The sequence below is a fragment of the Pseudomonas sp. 2835 genome (assembly GCF_050435905.1).
GTDB lineage: Bacteria > Pseudomonadota > Gammaproteobacteria > Pseudomonadales > Pseudomonadaceae > Aquipseudomonas.
In genome coordinates this window covers 48,412-70,111 of the sequence record NZ_JBNDLE010000013.1, presented here as the reverse complement: position 1 = coordinate 70,111, position 21,700 = coordinate 48,412, and the positions used below count along the sequence as shown (strand labels likewise).

Sequence of the window (21,700 nt, the reverse complement as noted above, 5' to 3'; positions counted from 1 at the left end):
GCTCTCAATGAGCGCTGTAAACACGCCTGCTGGTTTTACCGATTACAAAGTCGCCGACATCTCCCTGGCTGCCTGGGGCCGTCGCGAGACCATCATTGCCGAATCGGAAATGCCTGCGCTGATGGGCCTGCGCCGCAAGTACCTTGAAGAGCAACCGCTCAAGGGTGCAAAAATCCTCGGCTGCATCCACATGACCATTCAGACCGCCGTGCTGATCGAAACCCTGGTAGCCCTGGGTGCCGAGGTACGCTGGTCGTCCTGCAACATCTTCTCGACCCAGGACCAGGCCGCTGCCTCCATCGCCGCTGCCGGCATCCCTGTGTTCGCCTGGAAAGGCGAGACCGAAGAAGAGTACGAGTGGTGCCTGGAGCAGACCATCCTCAAGGATGGCCAGCCATGGGACGCCAATATGATCCTCGACGACGGCGGCGACCTCACCGAGCTGCTGCACAAGAAGTACCCGGCTGTGCTGGAGCGCGTCCACGGTGTTACCGAAGAGACCACCACCGGCGTGCACCGCCTGCTCGACATGCTGGCCAAGGGCGAGCTGAAAGTCCCGGCGATCAACGTCAACGACTCGGTCACCAAGAGCAAGAACGACAACAAGTACGGCTGCCGTCACAGCCTCAACGATGCCATCAAGCGCGGCACCGACCACCTGCTGTCGGGCAAGCAGGCGCTGGTCATCGGTTACGGTGACGTGGGCAAGGGCTCGGCCCAGTCGCTGCGTCAGGAAGGCATGATCGTCAAGGTTTCCGAAGTTGACCCGATCTGCGCCATGCAGGCCTGCATGGACGGCTTCGAGCTGGTCTCGCCGTTCATCGACGGTATCAACAACGGCACCGAAGCGAGCATCGACAAAGCCCTGCTGGGCAAGATCGACCTGATCGTGACCACCACCGGTAACGTCAACGTCTGCGACGCCAACATGCTCAAGGCCCTGAAAAAGCGTGCAGTGGTCTGCAACATCGGCCACTTCGACAATGAAATCGACACCGCTTTCATGCGCAAGAACTGGGCCTGGGAAGAAGTCAAACCACAGGTACACAAGATCCACCGTACCGGCCATGGCGACTTCGACCCACAGAACGATGACTACCTGATCCTCCTGGCCGAAGGCCGCCTGGTAAACCTGGGTAACGCTACCGGCCACCCAAGCCGGATCATGGACGGCTCGTTCGCCAACCAGGTCCTGGCGCAGATCTTCCTGTTCGAACAGAAGTACGCCGACCTGCCAGCCGCTCAGAAAGCCGAGCGCCTGACCGTTGAAGTCCTGCCGAAGAAACTCGACGAAGAAGTGGCCCTGGAAATGGTCCGCGGCTTCGGTGGTGTAGTGACCCAACTGACCCCGCAACAGGCCGAATACATCGGCGTAACTGTTGAAGGGCCATTCAAGCCACACGCCTACCGTTACTGAAAGTTGGTAGCTGCAAGCTGCAAGCTGCAAGCGGTTCGCGCCGCTTCTGCTTGTCGCTTGCGGCTTGTAGCTTGCCGCTGAAGAGAACCTTCTATGTCTCAGGAACGTCGTTACAGCTTCGAGTTCTTCCCGACCAAGACCGATGCTGGACATGAAAAACTGCTTGCCACTGCCCGCCAGCTGGCCAGCTACAACCCGGATTTCTTCTCCTGCACCTACGGTGCCGGTGGCTCGACCCGCGACCGCACGCTGAACACCGTGCTGCAGCTGGAAAGCGAAGTGAAAGTCCCCGCCGCCCCGCACCTTTCGTGCGTTGGCGACAGCAAGGACGATCTGCGCTCGCTGCTGACCCAGTACAAGGCAGCCGGCATCCAGCGCATCGTCGCCTTGCGCGGCGACCTGCCGTCGGGCATGGGCATGGCCAGCGGCGAGCTGCGCTATGCTAACGAACTGGTGGAGTTCATCCGTCAGGAAAGCGGCGATCACTTCCATATCGAAATCGCCGCCTACCCGGAGATGCACCCCCAGGCGCGCAACTTCGAGGATGACCTGAAGAACTTCGTGCGCAAGGCCAACGCCGGTGCCGACAGCGCTATCACCCAGTACTTCTTCAACGCCGACAGCTACTTCTACTTCGTCGAGCGCGTGCAGCAGATGGGTGTGGATATTCCGGTAGTCCCGGGGATCATGCCGATCACCAACTACAGCAAGCTGGCACGCTTCTCCGACGCCTGCGGCGCCGAGATCCCACGCTGGATCCGCAAGCAGCTGGAAGCCTACGGCGACGATGTGAAGAGCATCCAGGCCTTCGGTGAAGAAGTCATCACCCGTATGTGCGAGCAACTGCTGCAAGGCGGCGCTCCAGGGTTGCATTTCTATACCCTGAACCAGGCCGATCCGAGCCTGGCGATCTGGAACAACCTCAAGTTGCCCCGCTGATCGAATCGCTACACCGCAGGTAACAATTGCGTCAGAATACTGAAAAGGCCTTTAGCTTACGCTAAGGGCCTTTCTGCATTCCTACCCCTGACGGATTTTCGTGCCTTCCATGCGCCAAGGACTTACCCCTGCTCGACCGCAACTCGTTTACCTGGTCTTCGGGCCACATACCTATCATCAGGAAGCCCAGTTCAGCATCGTCAGCGCCCTGGCCAACCTGCGCAAGACGCCCGGGGAAGCACTTGATATCCAGGTCTACAGCGACAATCCCGAACCCTACCAGCACCTGCCGGTAAGCGTTCATCCACTCGACGCCGCCACCCGCGAAGCCTGGAACCAGCCGTATGGCTATCACTTTCGCAGCAAGCACGTGGTGCTGCGCCAGGTGCTGGCCAGCGCACCCATGGCCGTGCTGATCGATACCGACACGTTCTTCCATCAGTCGCCCATCGAGCTGTTTCGCCGGGTCAAGCCAGGGACCCTGCTGTGCAACGCCATCGGCAGTACCTATGGCAATGATCCGCAGTGCCCGCTGTTCCAGAGCCTGGCGCCGATGCTCGAAGAACGCGGGCTGGCCGACCAGCACATGCCGCTGCTGAATTCCGGGGTCATCGGCCTGCTGCAGGAAGATGCGCCATTGCTCGACCGCTCCATCGCCTTGATGGACGAGTACTACCCCCACGCCAACGGTGCCTACACCCTGGAGGAGTTCTGCCTGGGCGTGGCCGCCTATCGGCAGATGCAGGTCAGCCAGTGCACCGACCTGATCCATCATTACTGGAGCCGCAAGCAGCTGTTCCGGGCCAAGGTCCAGGCCTGGCTGGCCAAGCACCAGCATGCGCCCCTGAGCGAGGAGGCACTGGCCGACGTCACCCGCGTCAATGCCCAGTTGCCCAAGCCGCCGACCTTGCACCGCCTGGGCTACAAGGCGCTGAGCCTGGCCCTGCCGAGCGAGCAGCGCCAGTTCATGCGCGAACTGCTCAATGGCTGCTACGACTACCCCAACGAGTTCGACCGCGCCTGCGCTTCAGCGTGGTGGGACAAGGCCCTGGACAACGTCAAGGCTCGCCACCCACGGCCGATTTGCCCCGATACCCTGCACCGCTGGTTCGAGCACCCAGGCATGCGCCTCTCGCTGGGTCGCAAGCACCGCACGGTACGTGATTCACTGTTAAAGCGATCACAGCGCTGACACCCCGGCTGGCTCGACATGCACGGCTACTAGCCATAGCCGTGCGCACGTCGTAATCTCCAGCCATGCCCGATTTCACCCGCCTGTTGACCGCGCTGTTTCTCACTTGCCTGAGTGCCTTTGCCCACGGCGAGAAGCTGCGTATCGTCACCGAACCCTGGGCCCCCTATGTCTACCTTGAGGGCGGCCAGGCCAAAGGCATCGACTATGAAGTGACCGCCGAGGTGTTCAAGCGCCTGGGGGTCGATGTGGAGTGGCAGTTCCTGCCCTGGAAGCGCTGCCTGGCGATGATCGAGCAGGGTCTGGCCGATGGCGTGCTGGATATCTTCCAGACCGAACAGCGCGACAGCCAGTTGTTCTACCCCAGCGAGCCGCTGTCCGACGTCGAATTCACCCTGTTCTATGCCAATGCCCGCCCGCACAAGGTCAAGCGCCTGGAAGACCTGCGCGGCCTTACCGTTGGCACTTCACCCGGTTACAGCTATGGCGGCGCATTTATCGACTCGCCGCTGTTCACTCGCGAACCAGCACCCACTCACGAGGCCAACTTCGGCAAGCTCCAGCGCGGACGGATCGACCTGTTGATCACCGATCGGCGGGTAGGTCGCTACATGATCAAAACATTGGGCCTGGAACAGCAAATCAGCGAGTTGCCTCTGGTGATCAGCCGCCACAGCCAGTACCTGGCGGTGCGCCGCAATGTCGGCATGGACCTGCTGGCCCAGCGCTTTGCCGCCGAGCTGCGCCGCTTCAAGCGCGAGCCGGCCTATGCCGCGCTGCATGCACGCTACGCCGGCACTGCGGAATACTTTCCAACCGCCGTTGAGCAGCAGGAACGCAGCACGCGCTGAATGCTCTGTTATACTCGGGCCTTCCCGCCAGGCTTACGCCCGGACGCTCGGCCTTGCAAAAGGCATCCCGACCGGCAGGACAGCGCGGCCCAGAGCCCGCCCGCCGCCCCGGATGCGCATTGAAGACCCTGCTGGACCGGACGCGATAGCATCAGCTGATGCCCGTCGCGCCAGGCAAGATTATCCCATCGGGCACAGCCCCCATTAGAACAGGATTACTCATGTCCTTTGCTTCCCTCGGTCTCTCCGAGGCTCTAGTTCGCGCCATCGAGGCTGCGGGCTACACCCAGCCCACTCCGGTGCAACAGCGGGCCATTCCCGCCGTGTTGCAAGGCCGCGACCTGATGGTTGCCGCCCAGACAGGTACTGGTAAAACCGGCGGTTTCGCCCTGCCGATCCTCGAACGCCTGTTTCCCGGTGGTCACCCGGACAAGTCCCAGCGCCATGGCCCACGCCAGCCGCGGGTACTGGTGCTGACCCCGACGCGCGAACTGGCCGCCCAGGTTCACGACAGCTTCAAGGTCTACGCCCGCGATCTCAAATTCGTCAGCGCCTGCATCTTTGGCGGCGTCGGCATGAACCCGCAGGTTCAGGCCATGGCCAAGGGTGTTGACGTGCTGGTGGCCTGCCCGGGTCGCCTGCTGGATCTCGCCGGCCAGGGCAGTGTTGACCTGTCGCACGTCGAAACCCTGGTGCTCGATGAAGCCGACCGCATGCTCGACATGGGCTTCATCCATGATGTGAAGAAGGTCCTTGCCCGCCTGCCGGCCAAGCGTCAGAACCTGCTGTTTTCGGCGACCTTCTCCAAAGACATCACCGACCTTGCCGACAAGCTGCTGCACAACCCCGAGCGCATCGAAGTCACGCCGCCGAACACCACGGTCGAGCGTATCGAGCAGCGCGTCTACCGCCTGCCGGCCAGCCACAAGCGCGCCTTGCTGGCGCACCTGATCACCACCGGTGCGTGGGAACAGGTGCTGGTGTTCACCCGTACCAAGCATGGCGCCAACCGCCTGGCCGAATACCTTGAAAAGCACGGCCTGACCGCCGCCGCGATCCACGGCAACAAGAGCCAGAACGCGCGTACCAAGGCCCTGGCCGACTTCAAGGCCGGCACCGTGCGGATCATGGTTGCCACCGATATCGCCGCCCGTGGCCTGGACATCGACCAGTTGCCGCACGTGGTCAACTTCGAGCTGCCCAACGTTGAAGAAGACTACGTTCACCGTATCGGCCGTACCGGTCGCGCCGGTCGTTCGGGCGAGGCCATCTCGCTGGTTGCCCCGGACGAAGAAAAGCTGCTCAAGAGCATCGAACGTGTCACCCGCCAGAAGATCCCGGATGGCGACCTGATGGGCTTTGATGCCTCCAAGGTCGAAGCTGAAAAACCCGAAACCCGTGAACGCCCGCAAAACAACCCGCGCGGTGGCCGTGGCCAGCGCGCCGATGGCAGCAATGCCGGCAGCGGCGGTCGCAAGGACAAGGGCAAGGATCAGGGCAAAGACAAAGGCCGCGACAAGGATAAGGAAAAATCCGCGGAGAAATCCGCCGGTGGGCGCCAGGAGCGTAAGCCGCGCGACAACAAGCCGCGTCAGGCCCAATCGAGCCAGCCGGGTGTCCCGCCAGTGCCGGCCAATCGTGATCCGGAAGAGTTTCTGGATGACGAAGTCGACAACTTCGGTAACCGCGCCGACTACGTCAGCCCTTACCAGAACAAAGGCAACCAGGGCCGCAACCGTCGCCCGGGCGCACCTGCCCAGGCCGGCGCCGGCACCGGTGGCCAGCCACGTGGCGGCCAACCGCGCAGCAACAACGGCCCGCGCAGCGGTGGTGGTGCTTCGGCCAATGGCGAGAAGCGCGGTGGCGGTGCCCGTAATGGTGGTGGCAGCCGCGACGGCGGCGGTCGCAATCGCCGCCCGGCGCGCGATGATCAAGCAAGCAAAGAGCCGGCCGTACGCAATCCGCGTGAAGGCCAGCCGCAGCCAAAGATCGTCCACAAGGAGTCGAAGGTCGACCGCTTCCCGACTGCCGAACAGCTCGAGCAGCTGCCAAGCCGTCCACGTGGCGAGAAGCCTGCACTGCTGACGCGTAACCGCTGATTCAGCGAGCGCGCCAACAAAAACGCCGCCCCTAGGGGCGGCGTTCTCGTTTATGCAGCAAGCATTACTTCTGCTTGATACCTTCGATCGAGATGTCCAGATCCAGGGTCTGCGAAGACGGGCCTGGGCCTTTGATGCCGAAGTCGTTCAGGTTCAGCGTGGTCTTGGCGTTGAAGCCAGCGCGCTCACCGCCCCATGGATCCTTGCCTTCACCGTTGAAAGTGGCCTTGAAGGTGACTGGCTTGGTGACGCCGTGCAGGGTCAGGTCGCCGGTCACGTCAGCAGTTTTCTCGCCAGTCGATTTGACAGCGGTGGAGACAAACTTGGCCTCTGGGAATTTGCTCACATCGAGGAAGTCTTTGCTGGCGATGTGCTTGTCACGCTCGGCGTGGTTGGACCACAGGCTGGCGGTTTTCAGGTCGACAGCGATCTTGCTGGCTTCAGGCTTGGTGGCATCCCAGCTGAAGGAGCCATCGAAGTCCTTGAAGGTACCGTGGATGAAGCTGTAGCCCAGGTGGCTGATCTTCCAGTCAACGAAGGCGTGCTGGCCTTCCTTGTCGATCTTGTAGTCTGCTGCCATTGCCTGGCCGGCCGAGAACAGTGCGGTACCGAGCGCCAGAGCGGCAAAAGTCTTTTTCAACATGCGTCTATATCCCTTTTGGAGTTGAGGTTGAGCATCAAGCTTTGCGGCCCAGCATGCGGATCAGGGTCGCGTCACGGTCGATAAAGTGGTGTTTCAGGGCTGCCAGGCCGTGCAGCCCGGCAAATATCACCAGGCCCCAGGCCAGGTAGAAATGGATCTCACCGGCGACATCGGCCTGGTCGGGCAGGTTGCTGACCAGCGCCGGCACTTCAAACAGGCCGAAGACCGGGATGCCAACGCCATCGGCGGTGGAAATCAGGTAACCGGCAATCATCACCGCGAACAGGCCCAGGTACAGCAGGCCATGGCCGGCCTTGGAGGCGATGCGGGTGAGCTGGCCGTGGTTGCTCGGGGCCGGCGGTGGCGGGCTGACAAAGCGCCAGAGCACCCGCAGCAGCATCACGCCCAGCAGCACCAGGCCAATGCTTTTGTGCAGGTCGGGGGCGTCTTTGCGCCATGGGCTGTAGTAGTCCAGGCCCATCATCCACAGGCCCAGGCCGAACAGGCCGAATACCGCCAGTGCAACACCCCAATGCAGGACGATGCTGACAAAGCCATAACGAGAAGGTGAGTTGCGCAGTTGCATTGCCGTGTTTCCCTGTAAGAACTGTGCTCAAGACTAACGAGTTATTTATCGATTAAAAGCAGAAAAACTTGCTCTGAAATATCGAGAAATATGATCTTTAGTATGAAACGAAGCTATTAAGGAAACATTAACTACGTGGGAAGGGAAGACCCTGCGGGCCTTGGGGCCGCTGCGCGGCCCATCGCCGGCAAGGCCGGCTCCCACAGGTTCAGTGTGTGCTTGCCCCTGTGGGAGCCGGCGTTGCCGGCGATGAAGTCAGCGCATTACTGCGCCTTGGCCTGGGTATTGGCCGCCGGCTTCTTCGCAGGCGCAGCCTTGACTGCGGCTTTCTTGGGCTGTTGCGCCTTGGCCACCGGTTTTTTCACCGGCGCCTTCTTGGCCGCAGGTTTGGCCGGGGCCGCTTTCACCGGGGCCTTGGCCGGCTCTTCCTTGGCAACCGGTGCGACCGCAGGTGCTGGCGCAGCCGCCGGCGCGGGGGCCGGAGCCACGTCCGCTTGTTTGGCCGCTGGCTGCTCGGCAGGCTTGTCATCGCTACCGAACATGCGCTTGAAGAAGCCTGGCTTGCTCTCTTCCTTCTTCACCGGCTCTTGGGCCTTGGCCGGCTTGTCGGACGAGCCGCCAAACAGGTTGCTGAAGAAGTTGCCTTTGCTCGCCGCGGCAGCCGCAGTGCCTGCAGCAGCGGTGGCGGCAACCGCCTTGACCGGCTCGAACGACTTGCCGGCGGCCAGGTCCTGGACCTGGCTGGCAGCACGCTGGCCACTGCGCAGGGCGCCTTCGAGGGTGCCTGGGTACATCGCATCGGTGTGCTCACCAGCAAAGGCAACCCGCTGCACCGGTCGCTCCCACAGGCGCCAGTACTTGCTGATCTGCCCAGGGCCATAGGCCAGGTAGGCGCCACCGGTACCGACGTCGGTGCTGTAGCGGCGCACTTCGTAGCCGGTGAAGGCGCCACGGGCCTGCGGGTAGAAGGCGTGCAGGCGGATCAGCACCTGGTCGACCATCTGCTTGTCGCCAAAGGCCTGCAGCAGACGCGCGTTGTCACCGGAGAGGTTGATTACAACGTTAGCGCCGCCCTTGAGCGCAGGCTCGATCCAGAGCATGCCCAGGCCGGTGTTGCTGTAGATCTCGCCGGACATCCGTGCGCGGCTTTCCCACACCGGGGTCTTGAACTTGAGCATGAGCTGGTCGCGCCAGCCGTAGTTGGTGCCCTTCAGGGCGGCCAGGTGCTTGGTGTCCAGGCCCGGTGTCATCTGGATCTTCGACAGCGCGCGCAGTGGCACCGCCAGCACCACATAATCGGCCTGGTAACCGACGCTACCAACCTTGACAGTGACGCCGTCCTTGTCCTGGATGATGGCGCTGACCGGTGACTGGGTCTTGATGGTCTTCAGCTGCTTGACGAAAGCCTGGGCCAGCACCGGGCTGCCGCCTGGCAGGCGCGCGGCGCGCAGGTCACGGTCGCTGACGCCACGATAAACGCGGGTCTGCTGGGCGAAATAGAGCAGCGACAGGCGCGACGGTTCGTCGTAGCGGGTACGGATCTGCTGGTTGACCAGCTGGCGCGCGGTGGCCGGCAACTGCAGTTTGTCGAGCCAGCCGGAGACGTTGAGCTGGTCGAGGGCGAACAAGGTGCTGTTGGCCGCCGGGTTCAGCGGATCGTCAATCGAACGCGCCAGGTCGTCGAGGGTCTTCTCGTAACGCTTGAGTGCCTCGGCGGTGGCCGGTTGCTTGGTGGTAAGGTCGGCGGCGCTGAAATACTCGCCATCGATCAGATAACCCGGGGTGCGCACGAACTCGGGTGCCGGCAAAGTGCTGAGCTTGAAGGCGTCCAGGTACTGGTTGAGCACCGGCTGGGCCTTGCTGTTGCCAATCCACTCACTGGTGGCCAGGCCCGAACGCCCGCCCATGCCGGTCTTGGCTTCCAGCAGGGTCACCTGCCAGCCCTTGTTCTGCAACTCATAGGCGGCTGTCAGGCCGGCCAGACCGCCACCGACGACGATTGCCGTCGGGGCCTTGTCCTTGGCCAGCGCAGTGCCGCTGAACAGTCCTATCATTACCAGCGCACAGGCGCGCAGCCAACCAGCAGACATTCGGCGAACTCCGGATCAAAGCAGAAGTGTTTGGGGGGATCCCCCCAGAAAGAGTAGCCGAAGGATACGCCACGCCAAGCGCCCCCGCCAGCAACGCCAGCAACGCCAGCACCCTGATTGCAGCGCACGGGTTGTTCTCGACCGGCGCATTGCATAGGCTTGCGCGGCATGTCCGAGCCGCCGTCGCCAGGAGAATCGAAATGGGCCTCAACCAACAGTGGATGCAACGTGACCTCAAGGTCCTGTGGCACCCCTGCACCCAGATGAAAGATCACGAACAACTGCCGCTGATTCCGATCAAGCGCGGCGAAGGCGTGTGGCTGGAAGACTTCGAAGGCAAGCGCTACCTCGATGCCGTCAGCTCTTGGTGGGTCAACGTTTTCGGCCATGCCAACCCGCGCATCAACCAGCGCATCAAGGACCAGGTCGACCAGCTCGAGCACGTGATCCTCGCCGGCTTCAGCCACCAGCCGGTGATCAAGCTGTCCGAGCGCCTGGTGCAGATCACCCCCGAAGGCCTGGACCGGGTGTTTTACGCCGATAACGGTTCGTCCTGCATCGAAGTGGCACTGAAAATGAGCTTTCACTACTGGCTGAACAAAGGCCAGCCAGAGAAGAAGCGCTTCGTCACCCTGAGCAACAGTTACCACGGCGAGACCATCGCGGCGATGTCGGTTGGCGACGTGCCGCTGTTCACCGAGACCTACAAAGCGCTGCTGCTCGACACCATCAAGGTACCAAGCCCGGATTGCTACCTGCGCCCCGAGGGCATGGGCTGGGAAGAGCACTCGCGCAACATGTTTGCGGCCATGGAGCAGACCCTGGCCGAACACCACGCCACGGTCGCCGCTGTCATCGTCGAGCCATTGATCCAGGGCGCCGGCGGCATGCGCATGTACCACCCGGTGTACCTCAAGCTGCTGCGCGAAGCCTGTGACCGCTACGGCGTGCACCTGATCCACGACGAGATCGCCGTGGGCTTTGGCCGCACCGGGACGATGTTCGCCTGCGAACAGGCCGGCATCCGTCCGGATTTCCTGTGCCTGTCCAAGGCCTTGACCGGCGGCTACCTGCCGCTGGCCGCGTGCCTGACCACCAACGAGGTGTACAGCGCGTTCTACGACGATTACCCGACCCTGCGCGCCTTTCTCCACTCGCACAGCTACACCGGTAACCCGCTGGCCTGTGCCGCGGCGCTGGCGACCCTGGATATCTTCGAGCAAGACAACGTCATCGAGGCCAACAAAGCCCTGGCCCAGCGCATGGCCAGCGCCACTGCGCACCTGGTCGACCACCCGCATGTCGCTGAAGTACGCCAGACCGGCATGGCCCTGGCCATCGAGATGGTCCAGGACAAGGCCAGCAAGACCGCCTACCCGTGGCAGGAACGCCGCGGCCTGAAGGTCTTCGAGCACGCCTTGAGCCGTGGCGCCCTGCTGCGCCCGCTGGGCAGCGTGGTGTACTTCCTGCCGCCTTACGTGATCACCCCCGAGCAGATCGACTTTCTTGCCGAGGTGGCCACCGAGGGCATCGACATTGCCACCAGCAGCAGCGTCAGCGTGGCGGTGCCGGCTGATTTCCACCCTGATTTCCGCGATCCGGGCTAACTGCATCGCGGGGCAAGCCCGCTCCTACAAAGATCCCTGTAAGAGCGGGCTTGCCCCGCGATGAAGCCCGCACTGCCAACACATTTTTAGAGTTAGTACATGAGACTGTCCCGCTTTTTCATCGACGCCCCCCTGAGCCTCGGCGCCCACGACCTGCCCGAAGCCCAGGCCCACTACATCGGCCGCGTACTGCGCATGGCCGTTGGCGATGCCGTGCAACTGTTCGACGGCAGCGGCCAGGAGTTTCGCGGCCAATTGCTGGAAGTCGGCAAGAAAACCGTCCGCGTCCAGCTCGACGAAGCCTTTGCCGGGCAACCCGACTCCAGCCTCAAGGTTCACCTCGGCCAGGGCCTGTCGCGCGGCGAGCGCATGGACTGGGCGATCCAGAAAGCCACCGAGCTGGGCGTCAGCGCCATCACCCCGATCGTCAGTGAGCGCTGCGAAGTGCGCCTCAAGGATGAGCGCGCCGACAAGCGCCTGGCCCATTGGCGCCAGGTGGCGGTCAGCGCCTGTGAGCAATGCGGGCGCTCCAGCGTGCCGGTCATTCACCCGCCGCAGCTGCTCGCCGACTGGCTCAAGGCCTGCGACCAGGACCTCAAGCTGGTTCTGCACCCGGTCGCCGAACCCATGGTCAGCCACCAGCAACCCGCCAGCCTGGCGTTCTTGATCGGCCCTGAAGGCGGCCTCAGCGAGACGGAAGTCGAGCACGCCAAAGGCGCCGGCTTCCATGCCGCGCGCCTGGGCCCACGGGTGCTGCGCACCGAAACTGCGCCGGTGGTGGCCCTGGCCGTGGCCCAGCAGCTGTGGGGCGACTTCTAGAGCACGTAGAAGAACACCGCGATGAAGTGCAGCAGGCTGCCGGCAATCACGAACAGGTGCCAGATACCATGCCAATGGCGAAAGCGGCTGTCGTAGGCGAAGAAGATGATGCCGATGGTGTAGAACGCGCCACCGGCCGCCAGCCAGGCAAAACCTGCGGCGCCGAGGCTGGCCAGCAAGGGCTTGACCGCCACCAGCACGATCCAGCCCATCAGCGCATAGATGATGATCGACATGACCCGCGCTTCGGAGCGCGGCTTGATCTCTTGCAACATGCCGATCACCGCCAGCCCCCAGACGATTCCAAACAGGCTCCAGCCCCAGGGCCCGCGCAGGCTGACCAGGCAGAACGGCGTATAACTGCCGGCAATCAACAGGTAGATCGACAGGTGATCGAGCTTGCGCATGATCACTTTGGCCTTGCCGCGCACGCTGTGATAGAGCGTCGAGATGCTGTAGAGCAACAGCAGGGTAAAGCCATAGATCGCCAGGCTGACGATCTTCCAGGGGTCGCCCTGCAGGCTCGCCACCACCAGCAGCCAGATGGCGCCGATGCAGGCCAGAACGGCACCGACCAGATGGGTCCAGGCATTGAAACGTTCACCGTGATACATGCAACAGGGTCCTCCTGATGTGAAACAGGTCTCCCATCCTACACAGGCAAATGTTTCACACCACCCCTGCGTCCATCAGCAGCTGTTCCAGTGCCGGCAGGTCCGGCACCCGCGCCACTTGTTCGCCCACCTGTACCGCCGCCAGCTCCAGGCCAGCCAGCGGCACATCGACGTAGTTGAGCTGACTGTCGAGCTTGCACGAGCGCGGAATGCCCTGCACCAGTAAGGCGATGAAGCGCAGCGGGCTATTGCCCAGGGCATTGAGCACGACGATCCGCGCCCGCTCGCCAACCTGCAACTGGCCACCGCACGCCGACTCGAAGCTCAGCAGCGGCAGGCGCTGGCCACGCCAGTCGATCCAGCCGAGCATCCACTCGGGTGGCTCCAGCGTCGGGCTGCCGGGCTGAAAGCCGATCAGTTCGGCCACGGCCACGTTGGGCAGTACCAGGCAGCGATCGCTCAAGGGCAGCAGCAGGCCGGTGAGGCTGCTGCGGCGGTTTTGCCGGGCCGGTTGTTCAAGCATCGCGGCGACTCCATTGGGCAATGCTCTGCAGCAGCACCGATTCCTGATAGGGCTTACCCAGGTAGTCGTTGACGCCGATGGCCATGGCCCGGTCGCGGTGTTTCTGGCCGGTACGCGAAGTGATCATGATGATCGGCAGGTCCTTGAGCTTGGGGTCGTGGCGGATCTGCGTGGCGACCTCAAAGCCGTCCATGCGCGGCATCTCGATATCCAGCAGGAGAATATCCGGGCGATGCTCCTGCAGCAGGGCCATGGCATCGACCCCGTCCTTGGCGGTCAGCACGTTCATGCCGTGGCGCTCGAGCAGGCGCCCGGTGACCTTGCGCACTGTCACCGAATCGTCCACCACCATCACCAGCAGCGGCCGCACCGGCTCGCTGCCGAGGTTGTCCCGGCGCTGGCCATCGCTGCCACGCTGATGCAACGCCAATTGCTGCTGCAAACCGCGCAACTGGCCGAGCAGATCGAGAATCAGCACCACCCGGCCATCGCCCAGCAAGGTTGCCCCGGACAAGCCCTGGACCGCGGCAAACTGCGGCCCCAGGCTTTTGACCACGATTTCGCGGCTGGCCGCCAGGCCATCGACCTGAACGGCATATTGCTGGTCGTGGGAGTGCACCAGCAGCACCGGCAGCGGCAGGCTCTGGCCCAACAGTTTCGGTTGCGCCGCGCCCTGCAGCAGCTCGCCCAGGTAACGCAGCTCGTAGCGGTGTCCGGCATACTGGTAGTGCGGCGGGTCGAGCTGGTAGCAAGCCTCGAGTTCGGCCGGCGGCACGCGGACGATGCCTTCGATGGTATTGAGCGGAATCGCGTACTGCTCTTCGCCGTAGTTCACCATCAACCCGCGGTTGATCGACACGGTGAACGGCAAGCGGATCAGAAAGCGCGCGCCCTTGCCCGGGTTCGACTCGATCACCATCGAACCACCCAGCTGCTTGACCTCTTCATGGACGACGTCCATGCCCAGGCCGCGGCCGGAAATCTGGGTGATCTTCTCGGCGGTTGAGAACCCGGGCTGCAAGATGAACTGCATCACTTCGTGATCGCTGAGCACCGCCGCGGGGTCGAGCAGGCCGCGCTTGATCGCCTTGCGCCGCACGGCCTCCAGCGGCACCCCGGCACCGTCGTCGGTCATTTCGATGACGATATCCGCGCCTTCATGCAACAGATTCAGCGAGATCAGCCCATGCTCCGGCTTGCCCGCCGCCAGGCGCGCCTCACGCGACTCCAGGCCATGATCGACGGCGTTGCGCAACATGTGTTCCAGCGGCGCCATCATGCGTTCCAGAACACTGCGATCCATCTCGCCCTCGGCATTGCCGACCACCAGTTCGACCTGCTTGCCCAGCTCGCTGGAGACCTGCCGTACCACCCGCTGCAAACGCGGCACCAGGCGCTCGAAGGGCACCATGCGGGTGCGCATCAGGCCCTCCTGCAGGTCGCTGTTGACCCGCGCCTGTTGCTGCAACAGGCTCTGCGCGTCATGGGCGCGCACACTCAAGGTTTCCTTCAAATCGAGCAGATCGGAGGCCGATTCGAACAACGCCCGTGACAACTGCTGCAGCTGCGAATGGCGGTCCATTTCCAGCGGGTCGAAATCATCGTAGGCCTGGCCGTCGCCATCGGCCTGGCGGCTGAGGATGCGTCCCTGGGTTTCGGTATCCAGGCGGCGCAACTGGTCGCGCATGCGCTCCAGGGTGGTTTCCATCTCGTTCAGGGCCACTTGCGCATCGTTGACCTGCTGCTCGATACGGCCACGGATGATCGAGTTCTCGCCGGCCAGGTTGCCCAGGTCATCGAGCAGTTCCGAGGCCACCTTGACCATGTCGCCGGCGCCGCGTTCAGGTGCGGTCACCGGCAGCTCCGGCGGCGCAGCGTCCGCGTGCGCCTGGCCGGCGGCGGTGTCGGCCAGTGCCGCGCTGCTGAAGTTGCGGATGTAGTCGATCAGTGCCGTGGCGGCGTGCAGCGGCTGTTGCAGGCGTACTGCATCGAGCATGTGCGCCAGGCGGTCGTGGCAGTTCTGCAGCAGGCTGAACAACGCCGGGCTCGGTTGCAACTGGCCGGCGGCGAGCAGCTCGTAGAGAAACTCCAGTTCGTGGGCCAGGTCGCCGATCGGCCCGATCTCGACCATCCGCGCACCGCCCTTAAGGGTGTGCAGGTCGCGCAGCAGGTTCTCTACCTCAACGCCATTACGCGGCTCGGCCTGCCAGCGCAGCAGGGCCGCGCTGGAGCTTTCGACCAGATCGAGGCTTTCTTCGAGGAAGATCTCCAGCAGCTCTTTGTCGCCGGCATCCTGCTGCGCTTCGACGGGTTTATCCACAGGCACAGGCGGCGGTGCGTCATGACGAAACTCGCGCAACGCCGCCAGCAGTTCGACCTGGGCCGCCGGTAGCTGGCCCTGCTGCAGTTGTTCAAGCATCTGCGCCAGTTGCTGATGGCTGCGCTTGAGCAGGGCAAACAGCTCGGCGCCGGGGCTGAAGCGCCGATCCACCAAACCTTCGTAAAGCAGTTCAAGCTCTTGCGCCAGCACCTCGAATGCACCCATGGCGGCCATCTGCGCGCCGCCCTTGAGGGTTTGCAGGTCGCGTGCCAACGACGACAGTGCCGAGGCGTTGTCGGTATCCAGCAGCCAGCGCGCCAGGGCCTGGTCGGCGCTGTCGAGTATGTCGCTGGCTTCATCGAGAAACAGCTCGACCATGGCCGGGGCCGGCGCCTGGGCCGCAAGTTCGGCGGTGGCACTGGCAAGCTCGGTGATCGCCCCGCCCTGGCTGCTGACCAGGCCCATGGCCGATGGGTCGAGGCCTTCATCAAGCAGCTCGCGCAAGGCCTGCAGGCGCTCCGGACGCGGATCGACTTCCTGGCCGGCGGCGATCTGATCGAGCATGTCGATCAGCGCTTCATGGGCGCTTTGCGCTTCGCTGAAGAACCGCGGGCTGACTGCCAGGCTGCTCTCCTCCACGGCGCCGTAGAGGTCGAGCAAGGCTTCGCACAGCTCATCCACCTGCCACAGGTCGGCCAGGTGCGCGCTCTGGCCAAGGGTGGTCAGTTCATCGAGCAGGGCATTGAGTTCCTGGCGTTCGCCCGGGTGCTCCTGCCAGCGTAAAAGCAACGACTCGGCGTCGAGCAGGATGTCCATGCCCTGAGCCAGGAAGCTGGCGATCAGTTGCGGGTCGCGCTTGACCCGCAGGCCCTGGCTTGGCGCCTCGTGCAGCGCTTGCAGGCGCGCATCGACCACCTGATGGACGTCGGCAATCAGCGTCGCGGCCCCGGCAATCGGCGCCAGAGGCGAACTGGAAAGCTGCTGCACGCCACGGCGCAGCAGCGGCTCGGCGGTTTCCAGCAGGTAGATTTCTTCCAGGTCGAAGGCCAGCTGATGGGCCTTGAACTCCCGCGCCAGCAAGTCCAGGGCGCCGGCCAGCTCGGCAATCGGCACGACCCCGGCCATCGCCGCACTGCCCTTGAGGGTGTGCAGGGCGCGCTGCAGGTTATCACTGACCGCCAGCGGCAGCTGCTTGTCGGCCTCGTGCAGGAAGGCTTCGAGACTGTCCAGGTGGCCCAGGGCTTCGTTGCGGAAGATCTCCAGCAATTGCGGGTCGATGGCTTCGCTGGCCTCGCTCTCGCTGCGCGGATCATTCATGGCCAGGGCATGCAGGTGCGCGGCCAGTTGTTCAACGTCCGGATGCGCTGGCGCCAGTGCCTGGGCAAACTCGCCGAGCAAGCCAGGCAGCGTGTCCAGCGCTTGCTGCAAGGCAGCCAGCGGCGCCGCACCGATTTCCACCCGGCCTTCGAGCACCCGGTTGAGCAAGTGCTCCGCCGCCCAGGCCAGTTCAGCCAGCACCTGGGCGCGGACCATGCGGCCGCTGCCCTTGAGGGTGTGCAGGCCGCGACGCAGTTCGATCAGGGCGTCGCGATCGCTGCCGTCGGCTTGCCAGCGCGTCCACATCTGATTGAGCAATGGCAGCAGTTCATGCGCCTCTTCGAGGAATATCTCCCGCAGTTCATCGTCGATCGGCGCTTCTTCAGCGGCAATCACCACTGGCGCCTCTGCCACGGGCTCCGGCTCAAGGCGATAACCCAGTGCTGCCAGGCTGTGCTGGGCCGCCTCGAGAAACCGCAAAGGATTGGCCTGGGGGTCGGCAATCAGCCATTGTAGATAACACTCGCAGGCGCTCAAGGCTTCGGCCAGATGGCTCAGGGCCGCAGGATCGGCAAGGGTTTCGCTGCCCAGCAGCTGTTCATGCACATAGTCGCCGCACTGCCCGATCAATGCCGCTGCGCGCGGCAACATCAGCATCGCCAAAGCACCACGCACCTGTTGCAGCAAGTTCGGCAATGGCTGCAGGCGCTGAGGCTGCCAGCCGGCGTCGAGGCAATCGCCGATCAGGTCCTTGACCTGCTGCATTACGGCGAAGGCCTCTTCCAGCACCAACTGGCGAATCTCGGCCAGGTCAGTGCCCGGCAGCGGGCTCTGGATGTTCTGCTCCAGCGGCCCGACCATGCCGGCCAGGGTGGCCTCGACATACAGTAGCGCGCCGGCGATATCCATCAGCAGTGCATCGGCAGGCTCGCGCTGGCCCTGGGCCAGGCTTTGCAGCACCAACACCTGGTCGATGATCACCCGCCGCGGCTGGCCAAAGCCGAGGACCGCCAAGGTGTCGGCGATCTGGCGCAGCGGCGCCAGCAACGGCTCCAGTTCATCCAGGTGCTGGCGGTCGCCGCGCACGAACTGGTCGAGGCGTTCCTTGACCCGCTTGAGGTCTTCGCACAGGGCGGCGACCACCGAGCGCAGGGCATCGCGATCCGGCCCGGCTTGCAGGCGATCACGCCAGGTGCCCAGGTACAGGTCGAGGTTGGCCAGCTCTTCGGCGTCGGCCGGGCTGCTGGTCAGCAGGCTGTCTTGGGCCAGGGCTGCAGCGCCGCGCTCGGCACGCAGCTGGTTGAGCACCGGCAGCACCACCAGCGGCAGGTCGCGGCGGGCGCTACGCAGGCGCTCCAGGTACAGCGGTAATTGCTCCAGGCCGCGAAACAGCGCACCCAGCGCTTCACCGCGCTGGCTGGCACGGCCCTGGCGCAAGGCCAGGCCCAGTTGTTCCATTTCTTCGGCGAGCAGCGCCGCGCCGTTGAGTTCGAGCATCAGCAGGCAGCCACGCACCTGATGCAGTTGTTCGACGAAACCGTCGAGCACCGCTTCATCGCCGGGCTCGGCGGCAAAGTGTTCAAGGGTCAGGCGCGCCTGGCCCAGGCAGTCGGCGATTGCCCCTCTGACCCAGGCCAGCGCCACCGTATCGTGCCGATCCGCCATAACTGCTCCCATCACCATGATGCCCTCAACGCGGCGGCGTCGGCGGCAGGGTAAAACCGGACACCGAGCGGCGCATTTCGCTGGCCATGCGCGCCAGGTTGCCGATGCTCTCGGCGGTGGCGGTGGAGCCGGCCGAGGTTTGCGAGGTGATCTGCTGGATCACCGACATGGTATGCGAGATCTGACCGGCCGAAGAGGTCTGCAGCTGGGCGGCATCGGAGATACTGTGAATCAGGTCGGCGAGGGTCTGCGATACGCCCTCGATTTCCGCCAGCGCCACCCCGGCATCCTGGGCCAGGCGTGCACCGCGCACCACTTCGGCGGTGGTCTGTTCCATGGAAATCACCGCTTCGTTGGTGTCGGCCTGGATGGTGCGCACCAGCGCTTCGATCTGGCGGGTGGCCGACGACGAGCGTTCGGCCAGGCGCTGCACTTCGTCGGCAACCACGGCAAAGCCACGCCCGGCCTCACCTGCCAGCGAAGCCTGGATCGCTGCGTTGAGGGCGAGAATGTTGGTCTGGTCGGCAATGTCGTCGATCAGGCTGACGATATCGCCGATTTCCTGAGACGACTCGCCCAGGCGCTTGATCCGCTTGGCGGTGTCCTGGATCTGTTCGCGGATGTTGTCCATGCCGTTGATGGTGTTGTGCACCACCTCGTTGCCCTTGTTGGCGATGGCCACCGAACGCTCGGCCACTTTCGCCGACTCGTAGGCGTGGGTGGAGACCCGGTCGATGGACTCAGCCATATCGCCCACCGCCACCGAGGCATCGCTGATCTGCTGGGCCTGGTGCTCGGAGGCCTTGGCCAGCTGGCGCGCAGTGTTCTGGGTGTCCTGCACGGCGGCGGCGACTTCCTCGGCGCTGAGGTTGATGGTCGCCACCAGGTCGCGCAACTGGTCGATGGAATAATTGATCGAATCGGCGATGGCGCCGGTGAAGTCTTCGGTCACCGACACGGTCACCGTCAGGTCGCCATCGGCAAGGTCTTCGATTTCGTCGAGCAGGCGCATGATCGCCTGCTGGTTGCGCTCGTTCTTCTCGGCGGTTTCGCGCAGCTGCCGATGGGTGGTACGCACCATCACCAGGCCGATGAGGATGATCGACGCCAGTGCCAGCAGGCCCAGCACGTAGCCGCCGACGGTATCCAGGGTGCGCCCACCCGCCAGGTTTTCAAACCCGGTGGCCAGGCGCGAGGCTTCATCGAGCAGGGTTTGCGACAGGCCGAAGATGCTCCCGGCAGCTTCGCGCACCCGGAACAGTTCAGGCGAGGTTTCGAGGATCTCGTCCACGGAGCCTGCGACAAACTGGAACAGCTCGGCGATCTCGGCCAGGCGCGCGCGGGCGTCCGGGTCCTGCACGCGGGTCACCTGGATGGTGTCGTTGCCGCCGAGCATGGCTTCGAGCACCTGGCCGAAACGGCTGGCGTCGCGGCCGAAGGCATCGGCGGCCTGCACGGCGGTGTCGTCGCCGGCCAACACGGTGTTCACCGAGCCAAGAATACGCTCAGCCAGCAGCGACTGGCGCTGGGCCACGGCCACCTGGCTGGCCGGCGCACCGCTTTGCAAGAGAATCTCGACGACCTTCTCGTATTCCACCTGCAACTGCGGCACGGTTTCAGCCAGGGTCGCGGCAACCTGGTGCAACGACAGCACGGTCTGCTCGCTGGCCAGAATGGTGTCGGTGTTTTTGCGCAGGTTTTCCCAGTCGCGCAGCACCGCGTCCATTTCCTTGCGCACCGCCGGCGGCGCCGCGGGCAGGCCGGTGCTGGCATCGCCCTTTTTCAGGTAGCCCCAGCGCTGCTCGAAGTCGTTGCGCGCCTCGCTCAGCAGGCGAAAAGCCACCGCTTTGCCCGCCGCCGCTTCGGTGGCGTTCTTGGCGATGCGCTGGGACAGCACGCGCAGTTCACCGGCATGGCCGATGTACTGCTTGTCGTAGTTGGCCTGGGTGTTGAGGTAGGCGAAGTTGGCAAACAGCAGGATGATCGACAGGATCAGCACCACGAACAGCGCCGCGATCTGCGCGCTGCTGCGGGAACCCTGGGGCGATGGAGCCGTCTTGGTCGTGGTCACGGAGGTGGCGTTCCTTTACAGCGCGACATCGAGGAAACCCGGCGCCTGGGCCAGGGCGAAGGGGCTGAAGATTGCCCAGCTGCGCTCACGCTGGAAATGCCCCTGGACAAAAGGCGCGGCAGCACTGAGCAACGGCGTCGGCGGCGACAGATCGAGGCTGTGCAGCGGAAAATGCTGCAAGCCCAGCACTTCATCGACCAGCAGCCCGGCAAACAGCTCGTCATGGTCCAGCACCAGCACCCGCCGCTGCTTGCGCGCAGCCGACAGGCCCAGGCCGAAAAAGCCGCAGAGGTCCATCACCGGCAGCAACCGGCCACGCAGGTTGGCGACGCCGCTGACCCACGCCTTGACCCCAGGGATGCGGCTCAGGCGCGGTTCGTGCAGCACTTCGGCGACTTCGCCCATGGGCGCGACGAACCACTGCTCGGCGATGCGAAAGCCGATGCCGCTCCAGCTCTGCAGGCGGGTTTCCTGCAACGGCAGGTCGGCGGCCAGCAGCCGGCAGCGCCGGTCGATGTCCAGCAGCAGCTCGAAGGCCGTCAGCGACTCACCCATGGGCCGGGTGGTCAACCTTTGAGCACGTCGTTGAGCTTCCTGATCAGGGTGTCTTCGTCCACCGGCTTGGTCAGGTAGTCCTTGGCGCCCTGGCGCTGGCCCCAGACCTTGTCGGTCTCCTGGTCCTTGGTGGTGACGATGATCACCGGGATATGCGCGGTTTCCGGGGTCTTGCTCAACTGGCGAGTAGCCTGGAAGCCGTTGACCCCGGGCATGACGATGTCCATCAGCACCGCGTCAGGCTGTTCCTGGCGGGCCAGGGCCACGCCGTCGGCACCGTTCTTGGCCTGGATAACCTGATGCCCGTGTTTTTCGAGCATACCGGTCAGTTTGTACATTTCGGTCGGCGAATCGTCGACGATCAGAACTCGGGCCATGCTGTTCCCCATGAA

Annotated in this window: 16 protein-coding genes; 7 read left to right on the top strand and 9 right to left on the bottom strand. The window is 63.9% G+C overall.

The annotated features are described in order from the left end of the window. Nucleotides 1-7: 7 nt before the first annotated feature. The 5 genes from ahcY to ABIE20_RS18650 all read left to right on the top strand — a co-directional run bounded on the left by ahcY (nucleotide 8) and on the right by ABIE20_RS18650 (nucleotide 6,498). Entirely contained in the window at nucleotides 8-1,417 is a 1,410-nt protein-coding gene (gene ahcY / locus ABIE20_RS18670; protein ID WP_429506468.1) for an adenosylhomocysteinase, read from the top strand. 93 nt (nucleotides 1,418-1,510) lie between these two features. Continuing rightward, a complete protein-coding gene (metF, locus tag ABIE20_RS18665; RefSeq protein ID WP_429506467.1) occupies nucleotides 1,511-2,356 on the top strand; it encodes a methylenetetrahydrofolate reductase [NAD(P)H] in 846 nt (281 codons plus the stop codon). Between the two features lie 109 nt (nucleotides 2,357-2,465). Next, on the top strand, nucleotides 2,466-3,548 hold the full coding sequence (locus tag ABIE20_RS18660; RefSeq protein WP_429506465.1) for a hypothetical protein: 1,083 nt from the start codon (nucleotides 2,466-2,468) through the stop codon (nucleotides 3,546-3,548). Between the two features lie 65 nt (nucleotides 3,549-3,613). Next, nucleotides 3,614-4,399 (top strand): substrate-binding periplasmic protein, encoded by a 786-nt coding sequence (locus tag ABIE20_RS18655; protein WP_429506464.1) that lies wholly within the window; start codon nucleotides 3,614-3,616, stop codon nucleotides 4,397-4,399. A 221-nt stretch (nucleotides 4,400-4,620) separates the two neighbouring features. Beyond that, nucleotides 4,621-6,498: a DEAD/DEAH box helicase gene (locus ABIE20_RS18650; protein WP_429506463.1), complete on the top strand. Its 1,878-nt coding sequence runs from the start codon at nucleotides 4,621-4,623 to the stop codon at nucleotides 6,496-6,498. Between the two features lie 64 nt (nucleotides 6,499-6,562). Here the strand turns inward: ABIE20_RS18650 and ABIE20_RS18645 are convergent, their stop codons facing one another. From ABIE20_RS18645 to ABIE20_RS18635, 3 genes are all read right to left on the bottom strand, one after another. Next, nucleotides 6,563-7,141: a YceI family protein gene (locus tag ABIE20_RS18645; RefSeq protein WP_429506462.1), complete on the bottom strand. Its 579-nt coding sequence runs from the start codon at nucleotides 7,139-7,141 to the stop codon at nucleotides 6,563-6,565. 34 nt (nucleotides 7,142-7,175) lie between these two features. Beyond that, on the bottom strand, nucleotides 7,176-7,727 hold the full coding sequence (locus ABIE20_RS18640) for a cytochrome b (RefSeq protein WP_429506460.1): 552 nt from the start codon (nucleotides 7,725-7,727) through the stop codon (nucleotides 7,176-7,178). A 263-nt stretch (nucleotides 7,728-7,990) separates the two neighbouring features. Then, entirely contained in the window at nucleotides 7,991-9,817 is a 1,827-nt protein-coding gene (locus ABIE20_RS18635; protein WP_429506459.1) for a flavin monoamine oxidase family protein, read from the bottom strand. A 200-nt stretch (nucleotides 9,818-10,017) separates the two neighbouring features. On the opposite strand from ABIE20_RS18635, the gene ABIE20_RS18630 reads away from it, so the two are divergent. Both ABIE20_RS18630 and ABIE20_RS18625 read left to right on the top strand, forming a co-directional pair. Beyond that, on the top strand, nucleotides 10,018-11,424 hold the full coding sequence (locus tag ABIE20_RS18630; protein ID WP_429506458.1) for an adenosylmethionine--8-amino-7-oxononanoate transaminase: 1,407 nt from the start codon (nucleotides 10,018-10,020) through the stop codon (nucleotides 11,422-11,424). Nucleotides 11,425-11,523: 99 nt separating this feature from the next. Then, a complete protein-coding gene (locus tag ABIE20_RS18625) occupies nucleotides 11,524-12,243 on the top strand; it encodes a 16S rRNA (uracil(1498)-N(3))-methyltransferase (protein WP_429506457.1) in 720 nt (239 codons plus the stop codon). Here the strand turns inward: ABIE20_RS18625 and trhA are convergent. From trhA to pilH, 6 genes are read right to left on the bottom strand one after another with little or no spacing between them, the layout of a single operon-like run. After that, on the bottom strand, nucleotides 12,240-12,857 hold the full coding sequence (gene trhA / locus ABIE20_RS18620) for a PAQR family membrane homeostasis protein TrhA (RefSeq protein WP_429506456.1): 618 nt from the start codon (nucleotides 12,855-12,857) through the stop codon (nucleotides 12,240-12,242). The genes ABIE20_RS18625 and trhA overlap by 4 nt on opposite strands. Nucleotides 12,858-12,912: 55 nt before the next feature. Then, nucleotides 12,913-13,380, bottom strand: coding sequence for a chemotaxis protein CheW (locus tag ABIE20_RS18615; RefSeq protein WP_429506454.1), 468 nt, complete (start codon nucleotides 13,378-13,380; stop codon nucleotides 12,913-12,915). Beyond that, nucleotides 13,373-18,682, bottom strand: a complete 5,310-nt coding sequence (locus ABIE20_RS18610) for an Hpt domain-containing protein (RefSeq protein WP_429506452.1) — start codon at nucleotides 18,680-18,682, stop codon at nucleotides 13,373-13,375. Before ABIE20_RS18610 ends, ABIE20_RS18615 begins: the two co-directional genes overlap by 8 nt. Nucleotides 18,683-18,707: 25 nt before the next feature. Then, the gene (locus ABIE20_RS18605) at nucleotides 18,708-20,753 is read right to left on the bottom strand and encodes a methyl-accepting chemotaxis protein (protein ID WP_429506450.1); all 2,046 of its coding nucleotides are present in this window, start codon (nucleotides 20,751-20,753) and stop codon (nucleotides 18,708-18,710) included. 15 nt (nucleotides 20,754-20,768) lie between these two features. After that, nucleotides 20,769-21,323, bottom strand: a complete 555-nt coding sequence (locus ABIE20_RS18600) for a chemotaxis protein CheW (RefSeq protein WP_429506448.1) — start codon at nucleotides 21,321-21,323, stop codon at nucleotides 20,769-20,771. After that, on the bottom strand, nucleotides 21,320-21,685 hold the full coding sequence (pilH, locus tag ABIE20_RS18595; protein WP_429506446.1) for a twitching motility response regulator PilH: 366 nt from the start codon (nucleotides 21,683-21,685) through the stop codon (nucleotides 21,320-21,322). Before pilH ends, ABIE20_RS18600 begins: the two co-directional genes overlap by 4 nt. Between the last annotated feature and the right edge of the window lie 15 nt (nucleotides 21,686-21,700).

What these genes read in the sequence shown, in the direction of transcription:
- ahcY (WP_429506468.1), top strand. Translation starts at nt 8, where the DNA reads ATGAGCGCTGTAAACACGCCTGCTGGTTTTACCGATTACAAAGTCGCC.
- metF (WP_429506467.1), top strand. Translation starts at nt 1,511, where the DNA reads ATGTCTCAGGAACGTCGTTACAGCTTCGAGTTCTTCCCGACCAAGACC.
- ABIE20_RS18660 (WP_429506465.1), top strand. Translation starts at nt 2,466, where the DNA reads ATGCGCCAAGGACTTACCCCTGCTCGACCGCAACTCGTTTACCTGGTC.
- ABIE20_RS18655 (WP_429506464.1), top strand. Translation starts at nt 3,614, where the DNA reads ATGCCCGATTTCACCCGCCTGTTGACCGCGCTGTTTCTCACTTGCCTG.
- ABIE20_RS18650 (WP_429506463.1), top strand. Translation starts at nt 4,621, where the DNA reads ATGTCCTTTGCTTCCCTCGGTCTCTCCGAGGCTCTAGTTCGCGCCATC.
- ABIE20_RS18645 (WP_429506462.1), bottom strand. Translation starts at nt 7,141, where the DNA reads ATGTTGAAAAAGACTTTTGCCGCTCTGGCGCTCGGTACCGCACTGTTC.
- ABIE20_RS18640 (WP_429506460.1), bottom strand. Translation starts at nt 7,727, where the DNA reads ATGCAACTGCGCAACTCACCTTCTCGTTATGGCTTTGTCAGCATCGTC.
- ABIE20_RS18635 (WP_429506459.1), bottom strand. Translation starts at nt 9,817, where the DNA reads ATGTCTGCTGGTTGGCTGCGCGCCTGTGCGCTGGTAATGATAGGACTG.
- ABIE20_RS18630 (WP_429506458.1), top strand. Translation starts at nt 10,018, where the DNA reads ATGGGCCTCAACCAACAGTGGATGCAACGTGACCTCAAGGTCCTGTGG.
- ABIE20_RS18625 (WP_429506457.1), top strand. Translation starts at nt 11,524, where the DNA reads ATGAGACTGTCCCGCTTTTTCATCGACGCCCCCCTGAGCCTCGGCGCC.
- trhA (WP_429506456.1), bottom strand. Translation starts at nt 12,857, where the DNA reads ATGTATCACGGTGAACGTTTCAATGCCTGGACCCATCTGGTCGGTGCC.
- ABIE20_RS18615 (WP_429506454.1), bottom strand. Translation starts at nt 13,380, where the DNA reads ATGCTTGAACAACCGGCCCGGCAAAACCGCCGCAGCAGCCTCACCGGC.
- ABIE20_RS18610 (WP_429506452.1), bottom strand. Translation starts at nt 18,682, where the DNA reads ATGGCGGATCGGCACGATACGGTGGCGCTGGCCTGGGTCAGAGGGGCA.
- pilH (WP_429506446.1), bottom strand. Translation starts at nt 21,685, where the DNA reads ATGGCCCGAGTTCTGATCGTCGACGATTCGCCGACCGAAATGTACAAA.